This window comes from Novosphingobium resinovorum, from assembly GCF_027922145.1.
GTDB classification, from domain to species: Bacteria; Pseudomonadota; Alphaproteobacteria; order Sphingomonadales; family Sphingomonadaceae; genus Novosphingobium; species Novosphingobium resinovorum.
In genome coordinates this window covers 29861-43739 of sequence record NZ_BSFC01000036.1, presented here as the reverse complement: position 1 = coordinate 43739, position 13879 = coordinate 29861, and the positions used below count along the sequence as shown (strand labels likewise).

Annotated in this window: 14 protein-coding genes; 6 read left to right on the top strand and 8 right to left on the bottom strand. The window is 64.0% G+C overall.

What is annotated here, in order from left to right:
- The 3 genes from PKE80_RS20905 to guaA form a co-directional block, all read left to right on the top strand.
- Positions 1 to 1102, top strand: a 1102-nt coding sequence (locus PKE80_RS20905) for an acyltransferase family protein (protein ID WP_271184190.1), incomplete at its 5' end; no start/stop codon positions are given.
- A gap of 362 nt (positions 1103 to 1464) precedes the next feature.
- On the top strand, positions 1465 to 1674 hold the full coding sequence (locus PKE80_RS20900) for a hypothetical protein (RefSeq protein WP_271184189.1): 210 nt from the start codon (positions 1465 to 1467) through the stop codon (positions 1672 to 1674).
- Between the two features lie 84 nt (positions 1675 to 1758).
- A complete protein-coding gene (gene guaA / locus PKE80_RS20895) occupies positions 1759 to 3318 on the top strand; it encodes a glutamine-hydrolyzing GMP synthase (RefSeq protein WP_271184188.1) in 1560 nt (519 codons plus the stop codon).
- Positions 3319 to 3336: 18 nt separating this feature from the next.
- On the opposite strand, the gene PKE80_RS20890 is transcribed toward guaA, so the two are convergent.
- The 7 genes from PKE80_RS20890 to PKE80_RS20860 all read right to left on the bottom strand — a co-directional run bounded on the left by PKE80_RS20890 (position 3337) and on the right by PKE80_RS20860 (position 8655).
- Positions 3337 to 4815, bottom strand: coding sequence for a thiol-disulfide oxidoreductase (locus PKE80_RS20890; RefSeq protein WP_271184187.1), 1479 nt, complete (start codon positions 4813 to 4815; stop codon positions 3337 to 3339).
- A 30-nt stretch (positions 4816 to 4845) separates the two neighbouring features.
- Positions 4846 to 5247 (bottom strand): thiol-disulfide oxidoreductase DCC family protein, encoded by a 402-nt coding sequence (locus PKE80_RS20885; RefSeq protein ID WP_271184186.1) that lies wholly within the window; start codon positions 5245 to 5247, stop codon positions 4846 to 4848.
- Positions 5244 to 5441 (bottom strand): hypothetical protein, encoded by a 198-nt coding sequence (locus tag PKE80_RS20880; protein WP_271184185.1) that lies wholly within the window; start codon positions 5439 to 5441, stop codon positions 5244 to 5246. Before PKE80_RS20880 ends, PKE80_RS20885 begins: the two co-directional genes overlap by 4 nt.
- Positions 5442 to 5625: 184 nt before the next feature.
- Positions 5626 to 6033 carry a hypothetical protein gene (locus tag PKE80_RS20875; protein WP_271184184.1) on the bottom strand — a complete coding sequence of 136 codons (408 nt, stop codon included), beginning with the start codon at positions 6031 to 6033 and terminating at the stop codon, positions 5626 to 5628.
- 172 nt (positions 6034 to 6205) lie between these two features.
- The gene (tldD, locus tag PKE80_RS20870) at positions 6206 to 7624 is read right to left on the bottom strand and encodes a metalloprotease TldD (protein WP_008827764.1); all 1419 of its coding nucleotides are present in this window, start codon (positions 7622 to 7624) and stop codon (positions 6206 to 6208) included.
- A 54-nt stretch (positions 7625 to 7678) separates the two neighbouring features.
- Positions 7679 to 7888 carry a zinc-finger domain-containing protein gene (locus PKE80_RS20865; protein WP_008827765.1) on the bottom strand — a complete coding sequence of 70 codons (210 nt, stop codon included), beginning with the start codon at positions 7886 to 7888 and terminating at the stop codon, positions 7679 to 7681.
- A gap of 197 nt (positions 7889 to 8085) precedes the next feature.
- Positions 8086 to 8655, bottom strand: coding sequence for an FMN-dependent NADH-azoreductase (locus PKE80_RS20860; protein WP_271184183.1), 570 nt, complete (start codon positions 8653 to 8655; stop codon positions 8086 to 8088).
- Positions 8656 to 8746: 91 nt separating this feature from the next.
- Here PKE80_RS20860 and PKE80_RS20855 point away from each other — a divergent pair, with 91 nt between their 5' ends.
- Positions 8747 to 9172 carry a winged helix-turn-helix transcriptional regulator gene (locus PKE80_RS20855; protein WP_271184182.1) on the top strand — a complete coding sequence of 142 codons (426 nt, stop codon included), beginning with the start codon at positions 8747 to 8749 and terminating at the stop codon, positions 9170 to 9172.
- A gap of 84 nt (positions 9173 to 9256) precedes the next feature.
- Here the strand turns inward: PKE80_RS20855 and PKE80_RS20850 are convergent, their stop codons facing one another.
- Complete coding sequence (locus PKE80_RS20850; protein WP_271184181.1) at positions 9257 to 10540, bottom strand: cytochrome P450; 1284 nt, start codon at positions 10538 to 10540, stop codon at positions 9257 to 9259.
- A 134-nt stretch (positions 10541 to 10674) separates the two neighbouring features.
- On the opposite strand from PKE80_RS20850, the gene PKE80_RS20845 reads away from it, so the two are divergent.
- Both PKE80_RS20845 and nadB read left to right on the top strand, forming a co-directional pair.
- Positions 10675 to 11625, top strand: coding sequence for an ABC transporter ATP-binding protein (locus PKE80_RS20845; protein WP_271184180.1), 951 nt, complete (start codon positions 10675 to 10677; stop codon positions 11623 to 11625).
- Positions 11626 to 12218: 593 nt separating this feature from the next.
- Entirely contained in the window at positions 12219 to 13820 is a 1602-nt protein-coding gene (gene nadB, locus PKE80_RS20840; RefSeq protein WP_271184179.1) for an L-aspartate oxidase, read from the top strand.
- Positions 13821 to 13879: the final 59 nt, after the last annotated feature.

Sequence of the window (13879 nt, the reverse complement as noted above, 5' to 3'; positions counted from 1 at the left end):
ACGGTGGCCACCCTCTCAGGGAAACCTTCCTACACCACCCCGCGGGACACGACCACTTGTCTGGCCCAATCTTGCCAAGGCGGGGTGCATCCTGCTGGTGGTTATGATGCATTTGGGCGAGCAGATCGCGCATATGCCCTGGGCTAACCAGGCTGAGCTGGCGGCGGCGTGGCATGTCGTGAACGGTTTCATCCGCCCGGTCCGCATGCCGTTGTTCTTCCTGGTTTCGGGGATACTTGCATCGGATTCGATCATGGAGCCGCGGCCGGATACGCAGCGCAGCCGGTTGGTGAAGCCGCTCTATCTCTATTTCGTCTGGGCAACGATCTATCAGATCCTGGCGCCGATCGATCCCGTGGGCTGGTGGTTCGAGGTCGCCATGACCAATCGCTTCCTGCCAGCGCTCCTGTTGACGCAAGTGTCGTGGTATCTGGTGGCGCTCGGCATGTATTACCTGCTGACGCGGATCACCCTGTCGCTGCCGGTCTGGACGACATTGCTGCTCTGCGCGGTTCTGTCCGTGCTGGGCACCGTGTTCGAGGGGCAGCTTGCCGCGCACGAGCCCAAGATGCTGCGGTGTGCGATCTTCTTCGTCGCCGGCGTGCGGATGAAAGGCGAGGTGCTGGCCTTCGTGGAACGGGCGACGGCATCGCGGGTGCTCGTGCTGGGGGCGGCATACCTTGTCGGAGCGGCAGTCGCGCTGAAGTCTGATACGTTTCTCCTACCGGTGGATATCCTGGCGGTCGCGGCCGGGGCGATGCTCTGCATGCTCATCGCGCGGCGCGGATCGGCGCTGATCCGCCCTGCGTCCTGGCTGGCAAAGCGGACTTTGCCGATCTATCTCATGCACTTCCTGCTGATGCCGGCGCTTTCCTTCACAATCGAACGGTGGGCGGCGCCGCTTCTCGGCAGTATCTGGGTCGGCGCGGCCTATCCGCTTCTAGCGGTGCCGCTGCTCGTGGCCGGGTGTCTCGCGGGGCATGTCGTGCTGGTGCGCACGCGCGCGGCCGAGTGGCTGCTGGATCTTCCTACATGGCGCATGCCGGGGCAGCTTGCGGTCGAGGGTCGCAGTATCCCTGTGTCGTTGAAGATGGCGGCCTGACGGGAGAGAATACGTCGCCCATACGAAAAAAGGCGGCCCTGGGGCCGCCCTTCTCATGGGTAATTCAGGGTAACGCCCCCAAGGCCTGAAATCAGGCGAGGGTGAGCGCAAACGCCAGCGCGCTGGTGCCCAGCGCGGCAGCGAACCCGAACGTGCGGTGCACGAGGGTCATAATAAAGCTCCTGCAAACATTTTTATCGTTTCATCGCATGCACAGAGCGTTCCGGCGCTCTGCTTTGCGTGCGGCACGAAGCGTTCCGGCGCCTCTTGCTGCGATGCGGCAAATAGCGATGCACAAAATTTGCGCAAATTCAAAAGGGGCAAGTTAGGTTGCAAGTCTTGCAACAAAGGAGCGATTTGGCGTGCGTGATGCTCAAGTCATCGCCAAACTGAGCCAGTTTTCCGTAAATGGCATTATCGCTTTTACCATCCGGTCGCTGAAACCTCCGGTTGTCTTCGCGCTCCGGCAAGGCGTCTGCCTAAAAATTAGGCAGTCATCGCTGCCGCGGAAAATGCTGCAATGCGAACTCGAAATCGCCGAGCATTTTCGCACGAATGGAAAACTGCCTTGAGGGGGCGCCGTGCGCAGCAATGATGCGTCATCCGGGTCGTTTCGGGGGCTGGACAGTCAACGCGCGCGCGACTAGTGGCTCGCCATGAATATCCAGCCCACCGAATCCGTTCTGATCGTCGACTTCGGCAGCCAGGTGACGCAGCTGATTGCCCGGCGCGTGCGCGAGGCCGGCGTCTATTCCGAGATCGCTCCATTCAACGCCGCTGAAGAAGCGTTTCGCCGCATGAACCCGGTGGGCGTGATCCTCTCCGGCTCGCCCGCCTCGGTGCTGGACGAGAACGGTCCGCGCATTCCTGACGTGATCCTGGAAAGCGGTCGCCCGATTCTCGGCATCTGCTACGGTCAGCAGTCGTTGATGCACCAGATGGGCGGCGAAGTGACCGGCGGCGACGCGGGCGAGTTCGGCCGCGCCTTCATCGAGATCGGCGACGAGTGCGCGCTGTTCAACGGCCTGTGGAAAGTCGGCGAGAAGCACCAGGTCTGGATGAGCCACGGCGACAAGGTGACCAGCCTCGCTCCGGGCTTCCGCCCGGTCGCATCGAGCGCAGGCGCGCCCTTCGCCGTGATCGCCAACGACGAGAAGCGCATCTACGCGATGCAGTTCCATCCGGAGGTCGTGCACACGCCCGACGGCGGCAAACTGCTCAAGAACTTCGTGCGCCACGTCTGCGGCCTCGCCGGCGACTGGACGATGGCGGAATTCCGCAAGACCAAGATCGAGGAAATCCGCGCCCAGGTGGGTGACAAGCGCGTCATCTGCGGCTTGTCCGGCGGCGTCGATTCGGCGGTCTGTGCGGTCCTCATCCACGAGGCGATCGGCGACCAGCTCACTTGCGTGTTCGTCGACCACGGCCTGATGCGCATGGGCGAGGCCGACCAGGTCGTCAGCCTGTTCCGCGGCCACTACAACATCCCGCTGGTCCACGTCGATGCCTCGACGCTGTTCCTCAAGGGCCTCGAAGGCGTCACCGACCCCGAGGCCAAGCGCAAGTTCATCGGCAAGACCTTCATCGACGTGTTCGAGGACGAGGCGAAGAAGATCGGCGGCGCCGAATTCCTTGCGCAGGGCACGCTTTACCCCGACGTCATCGAGTCGGTGTCGTTCACCGGCGGTCCTTCGGTGACGATCAAGAGCCACCACAACGTCGGCGGCCTGCCCGAGCGCATGAACATGAAGCTCGTCGAGCCGCTGCGCGAACTGTTCAAGGACGAAGTGCGTGAACTCGGCCGCGAACTGGGCCTGCCCGACGTCTTCGTCGGCCGTCACCCGTTCCCCGGACCGGGCCTCGCCATCCGCATCCCTGGCGAAGTCAGCCGCGAGCGCTGTGACATCCTGCGCAAGGCGGACGCGGTCTACCTCGAGGAGATCCGTAACGCCGGTCTCTACGACGCGATCTGGCAGGCCTTTGCGGTGCTGCTGCCGGTCAAGACCGTGGGCGTGATGGGGGACAGCCGCACTTACGACAGCGTCTGCGGCCTGCGCGCGGTCACTTCGACCGACGGCATGACGGCGGATATCTACCCCTTCGACGCCGCGTTCCTCAGCCGCGTCGCGACCCGCATTATCAACGAGGTCAAGGGCATCAACCGCGTGGTCTACGACTACACCTCGAAGCCGCCCGGCACGATCGAGTGGGAGTAAACGACAACCCGGTCTGCCCTAGTGTGTGCAGACCTTGGGCTGGTTTGGGTCGACCTGCTTGAAGATGAGCAGCTTGCGTTCGAGCCAGGTCGCGGATTCCAGCGTCAGGCTGGCGGCCGTCGCCTGCTCGATCAACTGGCCGTCGTGGATGTAAGTCACCCATTGGTCAGGGTGGCGGCGCAGAAATTCCTCGATCGAAAACAGCACGTTCATCCGGCCCTCGTTCGCCGTACGGGTGAGCGAGGGGCTTGACGAGGCGACGACCTGCACCACGTCCTGCTGATAGTCGAACAGATAGGGCGGCCGCGAGAACAGCAGGTGGTTGGTGGTGCCGCCCTCGGTGTGCAGGTTGCTGAACATGCTGATCGAGCTTTCGGTCTTGAGCCCGAGATAGGGTGACAGGCAACTGACGAAGTAGAGTACCGGGACGATCCTGTTCCATGCAGCATAAGGACTGCGACCGGCGGTTCCTCCGCGATAGGGCAGGTATAGCATCGCTGCGTAGATCATCGCGGTCATGGCCACGCCGCCCACCACTGCCCAGGTCAGGATGAAGATCGAGTGCAGCAGCATGAGCGCGGGGCGGCCCGGGTTCGCGAGCGCCAGTAGCAGCACGACCAGCGTGGCGATCGCCAGAAGCGCGGCTATCGGCGCCAGAATGCCGATGCGGCCGAACAGGCTGCGCAGCGGCTCCACGACATGACGGCAGGTAATCTCGTAGATCTTCGCGCTGGCGTCGCGCGGCATCGTCAGCATGTAGAGCGCGAAGACGAGGCTGGAGAAGTCCATGTACCAGCTATAAGCCGAGATCGGGATGATATAGTGGAACACCAGCGCGCTGGTCAGGCCGATCGCGAACCACCGCTTCCAGAACAGCGCGACGATAGCGATGCCCTCGATCACGAACGTCGACCAGATCGCAAGGTAACGGCCGAAGAGGTTGTCCTCCAGCCCGAACGGCTCGGCCAGCGGCTTGTACAGGCCGACCGCGCAACTGACGGTAGGGTCGAGAAAGTCGGTATTTATCTTATGGAAGATCCCGTAAAAATACATCGTCGCGAGGATCAGGCGCGCCGGAGTGCGCAGTGACTCGTAAAGGCGCTCACGGGTCAGTTTCCCTTGTGCGGCCAGCACTGCACCGCTGAGCAGGATGCACAAGTCGAACATCGTGGTGATCGTCTTGTTGTTGGATGCGACCGGCAGACGCAGTGCGTAGAGCAGCACTGTGCAGGCGGCGAGGGCGACGAAGGCGTAAGTCTTGCGCGGGAACAGGATCGTCATCACGCTGGTGGCCACGACCGACCATGCCAGTAGCATGTAGACCGCGCCTTCGCGCCCGGTCAGGCCCCACGGATCGCCGACGATGCTGAACAGTGCCGCGACGCCCCAGCAAGGGGCTACGGCGGTCAGGCCGTCGAAAGTGGGCGTTACTGCGCCCTGCGACAGGCTGCGCCACGCGATCGGGCGGAAAAGCGGAGTGCCTGGTGCCGACGACATAAGTTTCCCCTCGGTGTCGTTAGGTGCCGGTCAGTCCCCGGCGGCAGGAGACTGTGCGATGCGCTTGCGCCCGCGCAGCCACAGGGTCGCCCTTCGCCCCGCCTTCAGCCAAGGATAGCTGAGCCGGGCGATGGTCGGCCGCGAGAAAAGCAGGGCATTCATGCGGTTGAACAGGCTGGAGGGCGATGCCAGCAGCGCCAGCGCATGCACTGCGTCGGAGCCGTGGTAAATCCGCTCGCGGTAGGAGAAGACCATGCCGTGGTCGAGGTCGAAGCCTTGCGCCGCTATCGCGGCCACGCGCGGGTCGTCGCTGCGTGCATCGACGAGTTCGACGGGGCCGACGCTGTCGCGCAACCTGAGCATGCGCACGTAGTTCTGGCAGAAGATGCACTCGCCATCGTAGATGACCAGCGCCGGCGCCTCGCCGCTCACGGGACGTCCTTGCCGAGTTTACCGGGAGGATCGCGGAAGGATTCCCTCTCGCAGTTGCCGTAGAAGGCGCACCCGGATACCACCGGGATATTGTGCAAGGCATCGACTATTCCCACGAGGGTCAGGAAGACGCTTGCGTAGACGGCCGCGCGCTTGAGAGGCGTGAGGGCCTGCGGGTGGGTGGGGTCCTGCACGGCCCGAATCCTTGACGGTGACGAGATCGATCTGATCTCGGTACATGGGGAGGTTTTCAGACTTGGCGCGGCAGGACAACCGTATCGGAGTGGCTAACCCGTTCGGATAGTCGCTGCAGTGCAGCAAAACGAGGAAAACGGCCGGGGAGGTCCCCGACCGCCTTCTTCGTGCGACCGCTCAGGCTCAGTTGGCCGATGCGACCTTCTTGTAAGGGACGAAATCCTGCAGGCCGACGAAGCCGTTCCACATGAAATTGGCGTTGCGGTCATGCAGTTGCACGGTGTCGAGGCGACACAGCTGCGACGTATACAGCTTGGTCACCATGACATCATCATCGTCCAGCCGGTCGGCATTCGTCGGACGGTTGACGTAGAGCGTGCCGCCGACCCGGTAGACGATCGCGGTCTTGTCGATCACGGTCGTGTTCTGGGTCTGCGAATAGGGGATGCAACTCACCGGCTTGCCGGCTTCGCGCCCGTCCAGCATCTTGGCGAGCTGTTGCTCACCGGTCAGCTTGGTGCGGGCCTCTGCGGCAGGCATGGCGAGCAGCGAAGCGACAGCGAGTGTCGCGCAGATCGCAAGCGTCTTCATGGCCTTCTTCCTCAGTTGACGCACCCCGCGTTGATCTTGTGTGTAGCACGATTCGTCTGAACTTGGGCTGACTGTTCGCGCCCTTCGACAGGCTCAGGGTGAGCGGGAGCAGGGTAATCCTCTCAAACCCGCTCAGGCTGAGCTTGTCGAAGCCCCGGCGACATACTTCGGCTCAGGCGGTGCCGCCCACCGTCAGCCCCTCGATAAGCAGGGTGGGCTGGCCGACACCGGCGGGCACGCTCTGGCCGCCCTTGCCGCACACGCCGACGCCGCGATCGAGTTCGAGGTCGTTGCCGATGCCCTTGACCTTGGTGAGTACCGAAGGTCCGTCGCCGATCAGCGTCGCGCCCTTGATCGGAGCGCCCAGCTTCCCGTTCTCGACCATGTAGGCCTCGGTGCACGAGAACACGAACTTGCCGGAGACGATATCGACCTGCCCGCCGCCGAAGTTCTTGGCGAAGATGCCCTTCTTCATGCCCGCGAGCAGTTCTTCCGGGTTGTCGTTCCCCGCCTTCATGAAGGTGTTGGTCATGCGCACCTGCGGGGCATGGGCGTAGTTCTCGCGGCGGCCGTTGCCGGTGGGCTCGACGCCCATCAGGCGGGCGTTGAGGCGGTCCTGCATGTAGCCCTTGAGGATGCCGTCCTCGATCAGCACCGTCTCGCGCGTGGGGGTGCCCTCGTCGTCGATGGTGAGCGAGCCGCGGCGGTTCGGGATCGAGCCGTCATCGACGATGGTCACGCCGGGTGCGGCCACCCGCTCGCCGATGCGGCCGGAGAAGGCCGAAGTGCCCTTGCGGTTGAAGTCGCCTTCGAGGCCGTGGCCGATCGCCTCGTGCAGGATCACGCCCGGCCAGCCGGGGCCGAGCAGCACGGGGAACTCACCGGCGGGGGCGTCGATGCTTTCGAGGTTCACCAGCGCGGTGGCGAGGGCGGTATCGATGCCCTCATTCCAGTTCTCGGGCTTGAACAGGTCGTCGTAGAGGAAGCGACCGCCCATGCCGAACGAGCCGGTTTCGCGCCGCCCGTTGCTTTCCGCCACGATCGAGACGTTGAGGCGCACCAGCGGGCGCACGTCGGTGGCGATGTAGCCGTCCGGGCGGACGATCTCGACCACCGACCACGAGCCGGACAGGCTGGCGCTGACTTGCGCCACGCGCGGGTCGCGGGCGCGGGCGGCGGCGTCGATCATCTCCAGCAGGCGCACCTTTTCGGCGAAGGGCACGAGGTCGAGCGGGGAGACGTCGGTGTAAAGCTTGGCGTTGGTGCGCTGCGGGGCGGCCGGACGAATGCCGGTGGCGGGATCTAGCAGGCGCAGTGTTTCGCCGGCGCGGCGGATGGCGGCGGCGGAAATCTCGTTGGCATGGGCGAAGCCGGTCATCTCGCCCGAGACGCCGCGCAGGCCGAAGCCCGCGTCGCGCGAATAGTCGGCGGTCTTGAGGCGGCCGTCGTCGAAGCCGAACGCCTCGCTGGCGACGAACTGCATGAACAGTTCGCCATCCTCGCAGGACTTGAGCGTCTCGGCGGCGAGCGCCTGTGCCTCTTCGGGCGAGAGCTGGGTGTAGAGCAGCGAGCGCGGGTCGGTCATGGTCATGCCGCCGATATAGGCAGCATTATCCCCGCGCGAAAGACAAGAACCGCGAAGGGATCAGGCGGCCTGCTGGTCTGCCCCGTTGTCGGCAACCCCGCCCTTGAGCACGAAGCGGCGGTCGCAGTAGCCGCATTCGACATAGCCCTTCTCGTCGATTTCGAGCCAGACGCGGGGATGACCGAGCGCGGCTCCGCCGGGAATATCGGTGGCCCCGTCGCAGGAGACGCGGTGGGAATCGGTGAATACGGTTTCGGGCGCGTTGGTCATGGTGTCGCCGGATTACCAAGGGTTTGCGGCGATTTCCAGATGGAATGGCAACAGTCGCAACGTCGATACCAAAAACCCGTCATTCCCGCGAAGGCGGGGACCCATCTGATGCCGATGCAACAGGCACGGTCGGGAGTTGGGTCCCCGCCTTCGCGGGAATGACGAGGGTAAATGGGAATGGTCGAATTGCGTGCAGATCAGGCCGCGACGGCTAGCGAACCCGCTTCCTCGATCGCGGCGGCGACGGACTTCGCGCGGGTGTCGGCATCGATGGCGATGCCTTCGGCCAGCACGAAAGTCGGCTCGGTCACGCCGATGAAGCCGAGCACCGCGCGCAGGTAGCTCTCTGCGTGCTCGAAAGCGGCGGCAGGCTGGCCTTCACCGTAGTAGCCGCCGCGGGCGAGCGCGACGTAGATCTTCTTGTCGCCGACGAGGCCTACGGGGCCTTCGGCGGTGTAGCGAAAGGTCTTGCCGGCGATGGCGATGCGGTCGATCCAGGCCTTGAGCTGGCTGGGGATCGAGAAGTTGTAGAAGCCCGCGCCGATCACCACCACGTCGGCGTCGAGGAACTGCGCCAGCTCGGGCGTACCCTCGGGGTTGCCGAGGACGTCGAGGGTCAGGTGCGCCAGCGGCTCGGCAGCGAGGTCGCGGTAGGTGACTTCGAGCGAGGGATCGGCCGTGGTCAGCGAGGATACGATGGCGGCGGAAATGGCGCGGCTGGCCGAATTGTCGCCGAGAATGCTGGAATCGAGGTGGAGGAGCTTCATGGGAGGGTGCCTCAGTCTGGAAATGTGACCAGGTCTAGCTATGTTGCTGGAATGATCGCGCCAAGAGCGCATATTTTCGGAACCTGGTACCATGAAGCTGACTACGTTCGACGAAGCTGACCGGCCTGCCGCCGCCCCGCAGGAAGCGATCGTCCACGACCCCAACGGCAAGGACTGCCGCCTCGTCGGCGACATTCTCGCGCGGGTCGGCGACAAGTGGTCGATGCTGGTGGTGATGACGCTGCTTGAGGCGCCGCTGCACTTCAACGAATTGAAGCGCGCGATCCGGGGCGTGTCGCAGCAGATGCTCTCGCGCAACCTGCGCGCGCTGGAGCGGGACGGGCTGGTCGAGCGTACCGTCCATGTCGGTGTGCCGGTGCGGGTGGAATATGCGCTGAGCGACCTTGGTCGCTCGCTCGCAGGCCCGGTGCAGGCGCTGGGCGCCTGGGCCGCCCGGGCACGTCCGGCGATCGAGGCCAGCCGGACGGCGTTCGACCGACAGCATGATGCGTCGTAACCTTGGAGCATAAAGCGATCGGATTGAATCGTCGTCCGTCATTACTTCGCTTCGCTAGCAATGACGGTTATTTATAATATCAGATCAGCTTTTACTCTCGAACCGCAAGTGAAGGTTCGCGAGCCCCCGGATGATGTAGCTCGGCTCGTAGTCGATCCCGCGTGCGGTCGCGGGTCCGTGATGCGCCTCGTCGAGCGTGATGGCACCGGTATGTTCCAGCAGACGGTCGAGCAGGACCGCCACTTCCGCCCGTGCCAGCGGTGCCCCGGCGCACGTATGCGCGCCGCGTCCGAACGCCAGATGCTCTTTGATGCGCGGACGCCCGATGCGGAATTCGCCCGGCTCGTCCCAGCGGCGCGGGTCGCGGTTGGCGGCGGATAGCGAGACGACCACGCGCTTGCCGGCGGGAATGTCCATGTCGCCGATCTTCGTCGCCCGGGCGGCGATGCGGAAGGTGGCCTTGGTCGAGCCCTCGACGCGCAGAACTTCCTCCAGGAACGGGCCGATCAGCGTGCGGTCCTCGCGCAGGGCCTGCTGCATCGCCTGATCCTCGCACAGGCGGCGCAAGGCATTGCCGATCAGCTTGGCGCTGGTGTCCTGCCCGGCGGCGAAGAGGAACATCGCCGACTTCACCACCTCCATCGCGTCGGGCGTCGAGCCGTCCGGATACGTGGCCAGCGCCATCTCGGTCATGACGTCGTCCTGCGGCCGGGCGCGGCGCTCGGCGATGTAGCGCGCGAAGTAGCCGGCCATGACCATGAGGGGGTGGATGCTCTGCGCGTCGGGCGTGTCCATGTTGCCGGGCGGGGGAGCATCGTCGATGATCTTGCGGAAGGCCTCGCGATCCTCTGCGGGAACGCCGAGCAGATCGGCGATGACCATGGTGACGAAGGGGGTGGCGATGGAGCCCACCAGTTCGCACCCGCCCGCCGCGACGGCCTCGCGAACCATGTCGTCGGCATAGGCGCGCATGAACGCTTCGTTGGCCTTGAGGCGCGAGGGCACGAACAGCGGGTTGAGCAGCGAGCGGGCGGCAAGATGCTTGTCGCCGTCGTAGGAGACCATCAGTTCCATCTGCCCGTTCGGGGTGGCCCCCAGCAGGGCGGAGATGTCGTCGCCCTCCACCGCGAAGGGCAGCGGCGCCAGCGGATCGGGGTTCAGCCAGGACGAGAAGTCGCGCTTGTTCAGCAGCACTTCGAGCGCCTCGGCAAAGCCGGTCACCACGATCACGTCACGGCTCTGCATCTGATAGACCGGGCCGTGGGCGCGGATCGTCTCGAAATAGTCGTAAGGGTCGAGCAGCACCGAATGGTCGGTGAAGTAATCCTTCTCGATGGGGGCCGGGGTGATCGTCGTTGCGGTTGCCATGGGCGCTCTCCAATATCGGCCGCTCGATTGGCGACGCTTAGTGATATAGTGTGGATCATATCATCTGCCGCGAGAGCGTCAACGCAGCACCTGCGGTCTTTACGCCGTGGCGATCATGGCCCACATGCACGGCCATGAGCACTTCTACCCCCGCGATCGCCATCCGTGACCTCGTCAAGCGTTATGCTCCCGCCGGAAGCGGCGAGGGCAAGCTGGCGCTCAAGGGCGTCTCGTTCGACGTGCCGGAGGGCGGCATCTTCGGCCTGCTCGGCCCCAACGGCGCGGGCAAGTCGACGCTCATCAACATCCTGGCCGGCATGGTCATGAAGACCTCGGGCTCGGTGGACATCTGGGGCTTCGACATCGACCGTGACCAGCGCAACGCCAAGCGTGCGATCGGCATCGTCCCGCAGGAGATCGTGTTCGACCCGTTCTTCACCCCGTTCGAGGTGCTGGAAATCCAGGCCGGGCTCTACGGCATCACCAAGGCACTGCGTCGTTCCGAAGACCTGCTGCGCGCGGTTCACCTGGCCGACAAGCGCGATGCCTATGCCCGCACGCTATCGGGCGGCATGAAGCGTCGCCTGCTGATCGCCAAGGCACTGGTGCACCGCCCGCCAGTGTTGGTGCTCGACGAGCCGACCGCCGGCGTCGATGTCGAACTGCGCCGCCAGCTCTGGGAACTGGTCACCGAACTGAACAAGGAAGGCGCGACGATCGTGCTGACCACGCACTACCTCGAGGAAGCCGAGGAACTGTGCGACCGGATCGCCATCATCAACCACGGCGAACTGATCGCCAACAAGCCGACCCGCGAACTGGTCGGCATGGCGCGCGAGAAGATCATCGTCCTGACCCTCGATCGCGATGTGGCGGAACTTCCCACTCACCCCGGTTTTATGAAGTGCGTGAAGACCGGCGAGCGGGTTCTGGAGATCACTTACGACAAGGATCGTGCCAATGCGGGTGAGATCATGTCGGCGTTGCAGGCGCAGGGATTCGCGATTGTCGACGTGACGACTCGCGAAGCGGATCTTGAGGATGTGTTTGTTCGCTTGACCACTGCGGTACATTTGGCCCCCTGAACCCAGTCACGACTCGGCGCACGAGGAAAACGGCTCGCCGCCGTTTCATGTTGCGGTGCAGATGTCTCGGAATTCCAGGGTAGTGCCCGGGGGTGCGGTATCGCGCGCGATTAACAAAATTTTACAACAGGCCGGGCCGGGTCAAGCAAAAGCGCTGGTGCTCACTTCTCCCCACTGAATATTCGGGAGGATGAGAGGCTTGCCCTAAAGCTAACGATTTTTACTTACTTGTCGGTTGCTTCACTGTCGTCAAGTTTCCAAACCTTGTGTTTGTGTCTGCGAATAGTCTTTCCGCAATTTTTACACGTCCCGATATAATTGAGACCATTCCACTTCACGTCATTGCGAACCGGTTCATGCCTATTGGCAAAGCAAAGCGGAATCGAGATCGCCACGAGATAGGTTCCTCAAAGAGAAGCGGAAGCTGACTAGACTAATCAACGGGGTTGGCAAGTAGCAAAATCGCCGTAAGTTAACCGTCTTTGTAATGACTTGGTCTATCTTATATAAGAACCCTATCGCACCGCAACATGGAAGTGGAGCGGTGAGCAAACTATTGCGATCCATGCGTAACGGGCGCTAGGAGCGGCGTCATGGAAACGCCATCCAGCGCCGCCGGCGCATTCGACGTCCTTGTGATCGGTTCCGGTGCGGCCGGGCTCACGGCTGCGCTCGCGGTAGCCGACAAGGTCAAGGTCGCGGTATTGGCCAAAGGCACATTGACCGGCGGTTCGACGGCATGGGCACAAGGCGGCATCGCCGCCGTGCTCGACGCAGGGGATACCTTCGAGGAGCATGTCCGCGACACCATGGTCGCAGGGGCTGGCCTCAATCGGCGCGAGACGGTCGAGTTCGTCATCGAGCGGGCACCCCATGCCATCGAGCGGCTGGTCGAACTGGGCGTGCCGTTCAACACGGACGGAGAGGCGCTTCACCTCACGCGTGAGGGCGGCCATTCGCACCGCCGCATCGTCCACGTCGCCGACGCCACGGGCTGGGCGGTACAGCAGGCGCTGCTGCAGGCCGCCGAGGCGCACCCCAACATAACCCTGCTTCCCGGCTATTCGTGCATCGACCTGATCACCGGGCGGCATGAGCTGCGCTATTCGGGCTCGGGGCGCGTCTGGGGCGTCTATGCGCTGAACGAGGAGAGCGGCCGGGTCGAGGCCTTCACCGCCCGCGCCACGGTTTTGGCGACGGGCGGCGCGGGCCGTGTCTACCAGTTCAGCACCGCCCCGCGCGGCGCCACCGGCGACGGTATCGCCATGGCCTGGCGTGCGGGCGCGCGCGTCTCCAACATGGAGATGATGCAGTTCCACCCGACCTGCCTCTACAATCTGGACGTCAAGAACTTCCTTATCACCGAGGCCGTGCGCGGCGAGGGCGGGCACCTGATTAACCCGCGCACCGGCAAGCGCTTCATGACCTTCTACGATCCCGAGCGGCTGGAACTGGCCCCGCGCGACGTCGTGGCGCGCGCCATCGACTCCGAGATCAAGCGCTTCGGCCTGGACTACGTCCACCTCGACGTCAGCCACCAGCCCGAAGACTTCGTGAAGGCGCACTTCCCGAACATCTACGAGAAGTTGATGGGCCTCGGCATCGACATGACGAAGGAGCCGATCCCGGTCGTGCCGGCGCAGCATTACACCTGCGGCGGCATCCTCGTGGACCTCGACGGCCGCACCGATCTGCCGGGGCTCTATGCCGCCGGTGAGTGCACCGAGAGCGGGCTGCACGGGGCGAACCGTCTGGCGTCAAACTCCTTGCTCGAATGCTTCGTCTTCGGCGAGGCGGCAGCGGCGGATATTCTCGCGAAGTGGGGCAGTTTCGAGGCGCCGCCGCAAGTGCGCGCCTGGGACGAAAGCCGCGTGACCGATTCCGACGAGGAAGTCGTCATCAAGCAGAACTGGACCGAAATCCGCCGCTTCATGTGGAACTACGTCGGCATCGTGCGCACCACCAAGCGGCTGGAGCGCGCCATGCACCGCATCCAGATGCTCAATGGCGAGACTGAGGAATACTACCGCCACTTCCGCGTCTCGACCGACCTGATCGAATTGCGCAACCTGCTGCAGAGTGCGGAACTGATCGTCGAATCCGCGTTGAAGCGGCACGAGAGCCGGGGGCTGCATTATACGCTGGATTATCCGGCGGCGGATGCGCAGCCGCTGGATACGGTGCTGGTGCCCTGAGCCACCGCGTCATTGCGAGCGAAGCGAAGCAACCCGGGGCAGTTTTGCTCTTCCCCGGG

Coding starts and splice junctions, on each gene's coding strand:
- guaA (WP_271184188.1), top strand. CDS start 1,759: ATGAATATCCAGCCCACCGAATCCGTTCTGATCGTCGACTTCGGCAGC.
- PKE80_RS20890 (WP_271184187.1), bottom strand. CDS start 4,815: ATGTCGTCGGCACCAGGCACTCCGCTTTTCCGCCCGATCGCGTGGCGC.
- PKE80_RS20875 (WP_271184184.1), bottom strand. CDS start 6,033: ATGAAGACGCTTGCGATCTGCGCGACACTCGCTGTCGCTTCGCTGCTC.
- tldD (WP_008827764.1), bottom strand. CDS start 7,624: ATGACCATGACCGACCCGCGCTCGCTGCTCTACACCCAGCTCTCGCCC.
- PKE80_RS20865 (WP_008827765.1), bottom strand. CDS start 7,888: ATGACCAACGCGCCCGAAACCGTATTCACCGATTCCCACCGCGTCTCC.
- PKE80_RS20860 (WP_271184183.1), bottom strand. CDS start 8,655: ATGAAGCTCCTCCACCTCGATTCCAGCATTCTCGGCGACAATTCGGCC.
- PKE80_RS20855 (WP_271184182.1), top strand. CDS start 8,747: ATGAAGCTGACTACGTTCGACGAAGCTGACCGGCCTGCCGCCGCCCCG.
- PKE80_RS20850 (WP_271184181.1), bottom strand. CDS start 10,540: ATGGCAACCGCAACGACGATCACCCCGGCCCCCATCGAGAAGGATTAC.
- PKE80_RS20845 (WP_271184180.1), top strand. CDS start 10,675: ATGAGCACTTCTACCCCCGCGATCGCCATCCGTGACCTCGTCAAGCGT.
- nadB (WP_271184179.1), top strand. CDS start 12,219: ATGGAAACGCCATCCAGCGCCGCCGGCGCATTCGACGTCCTTGTGATC.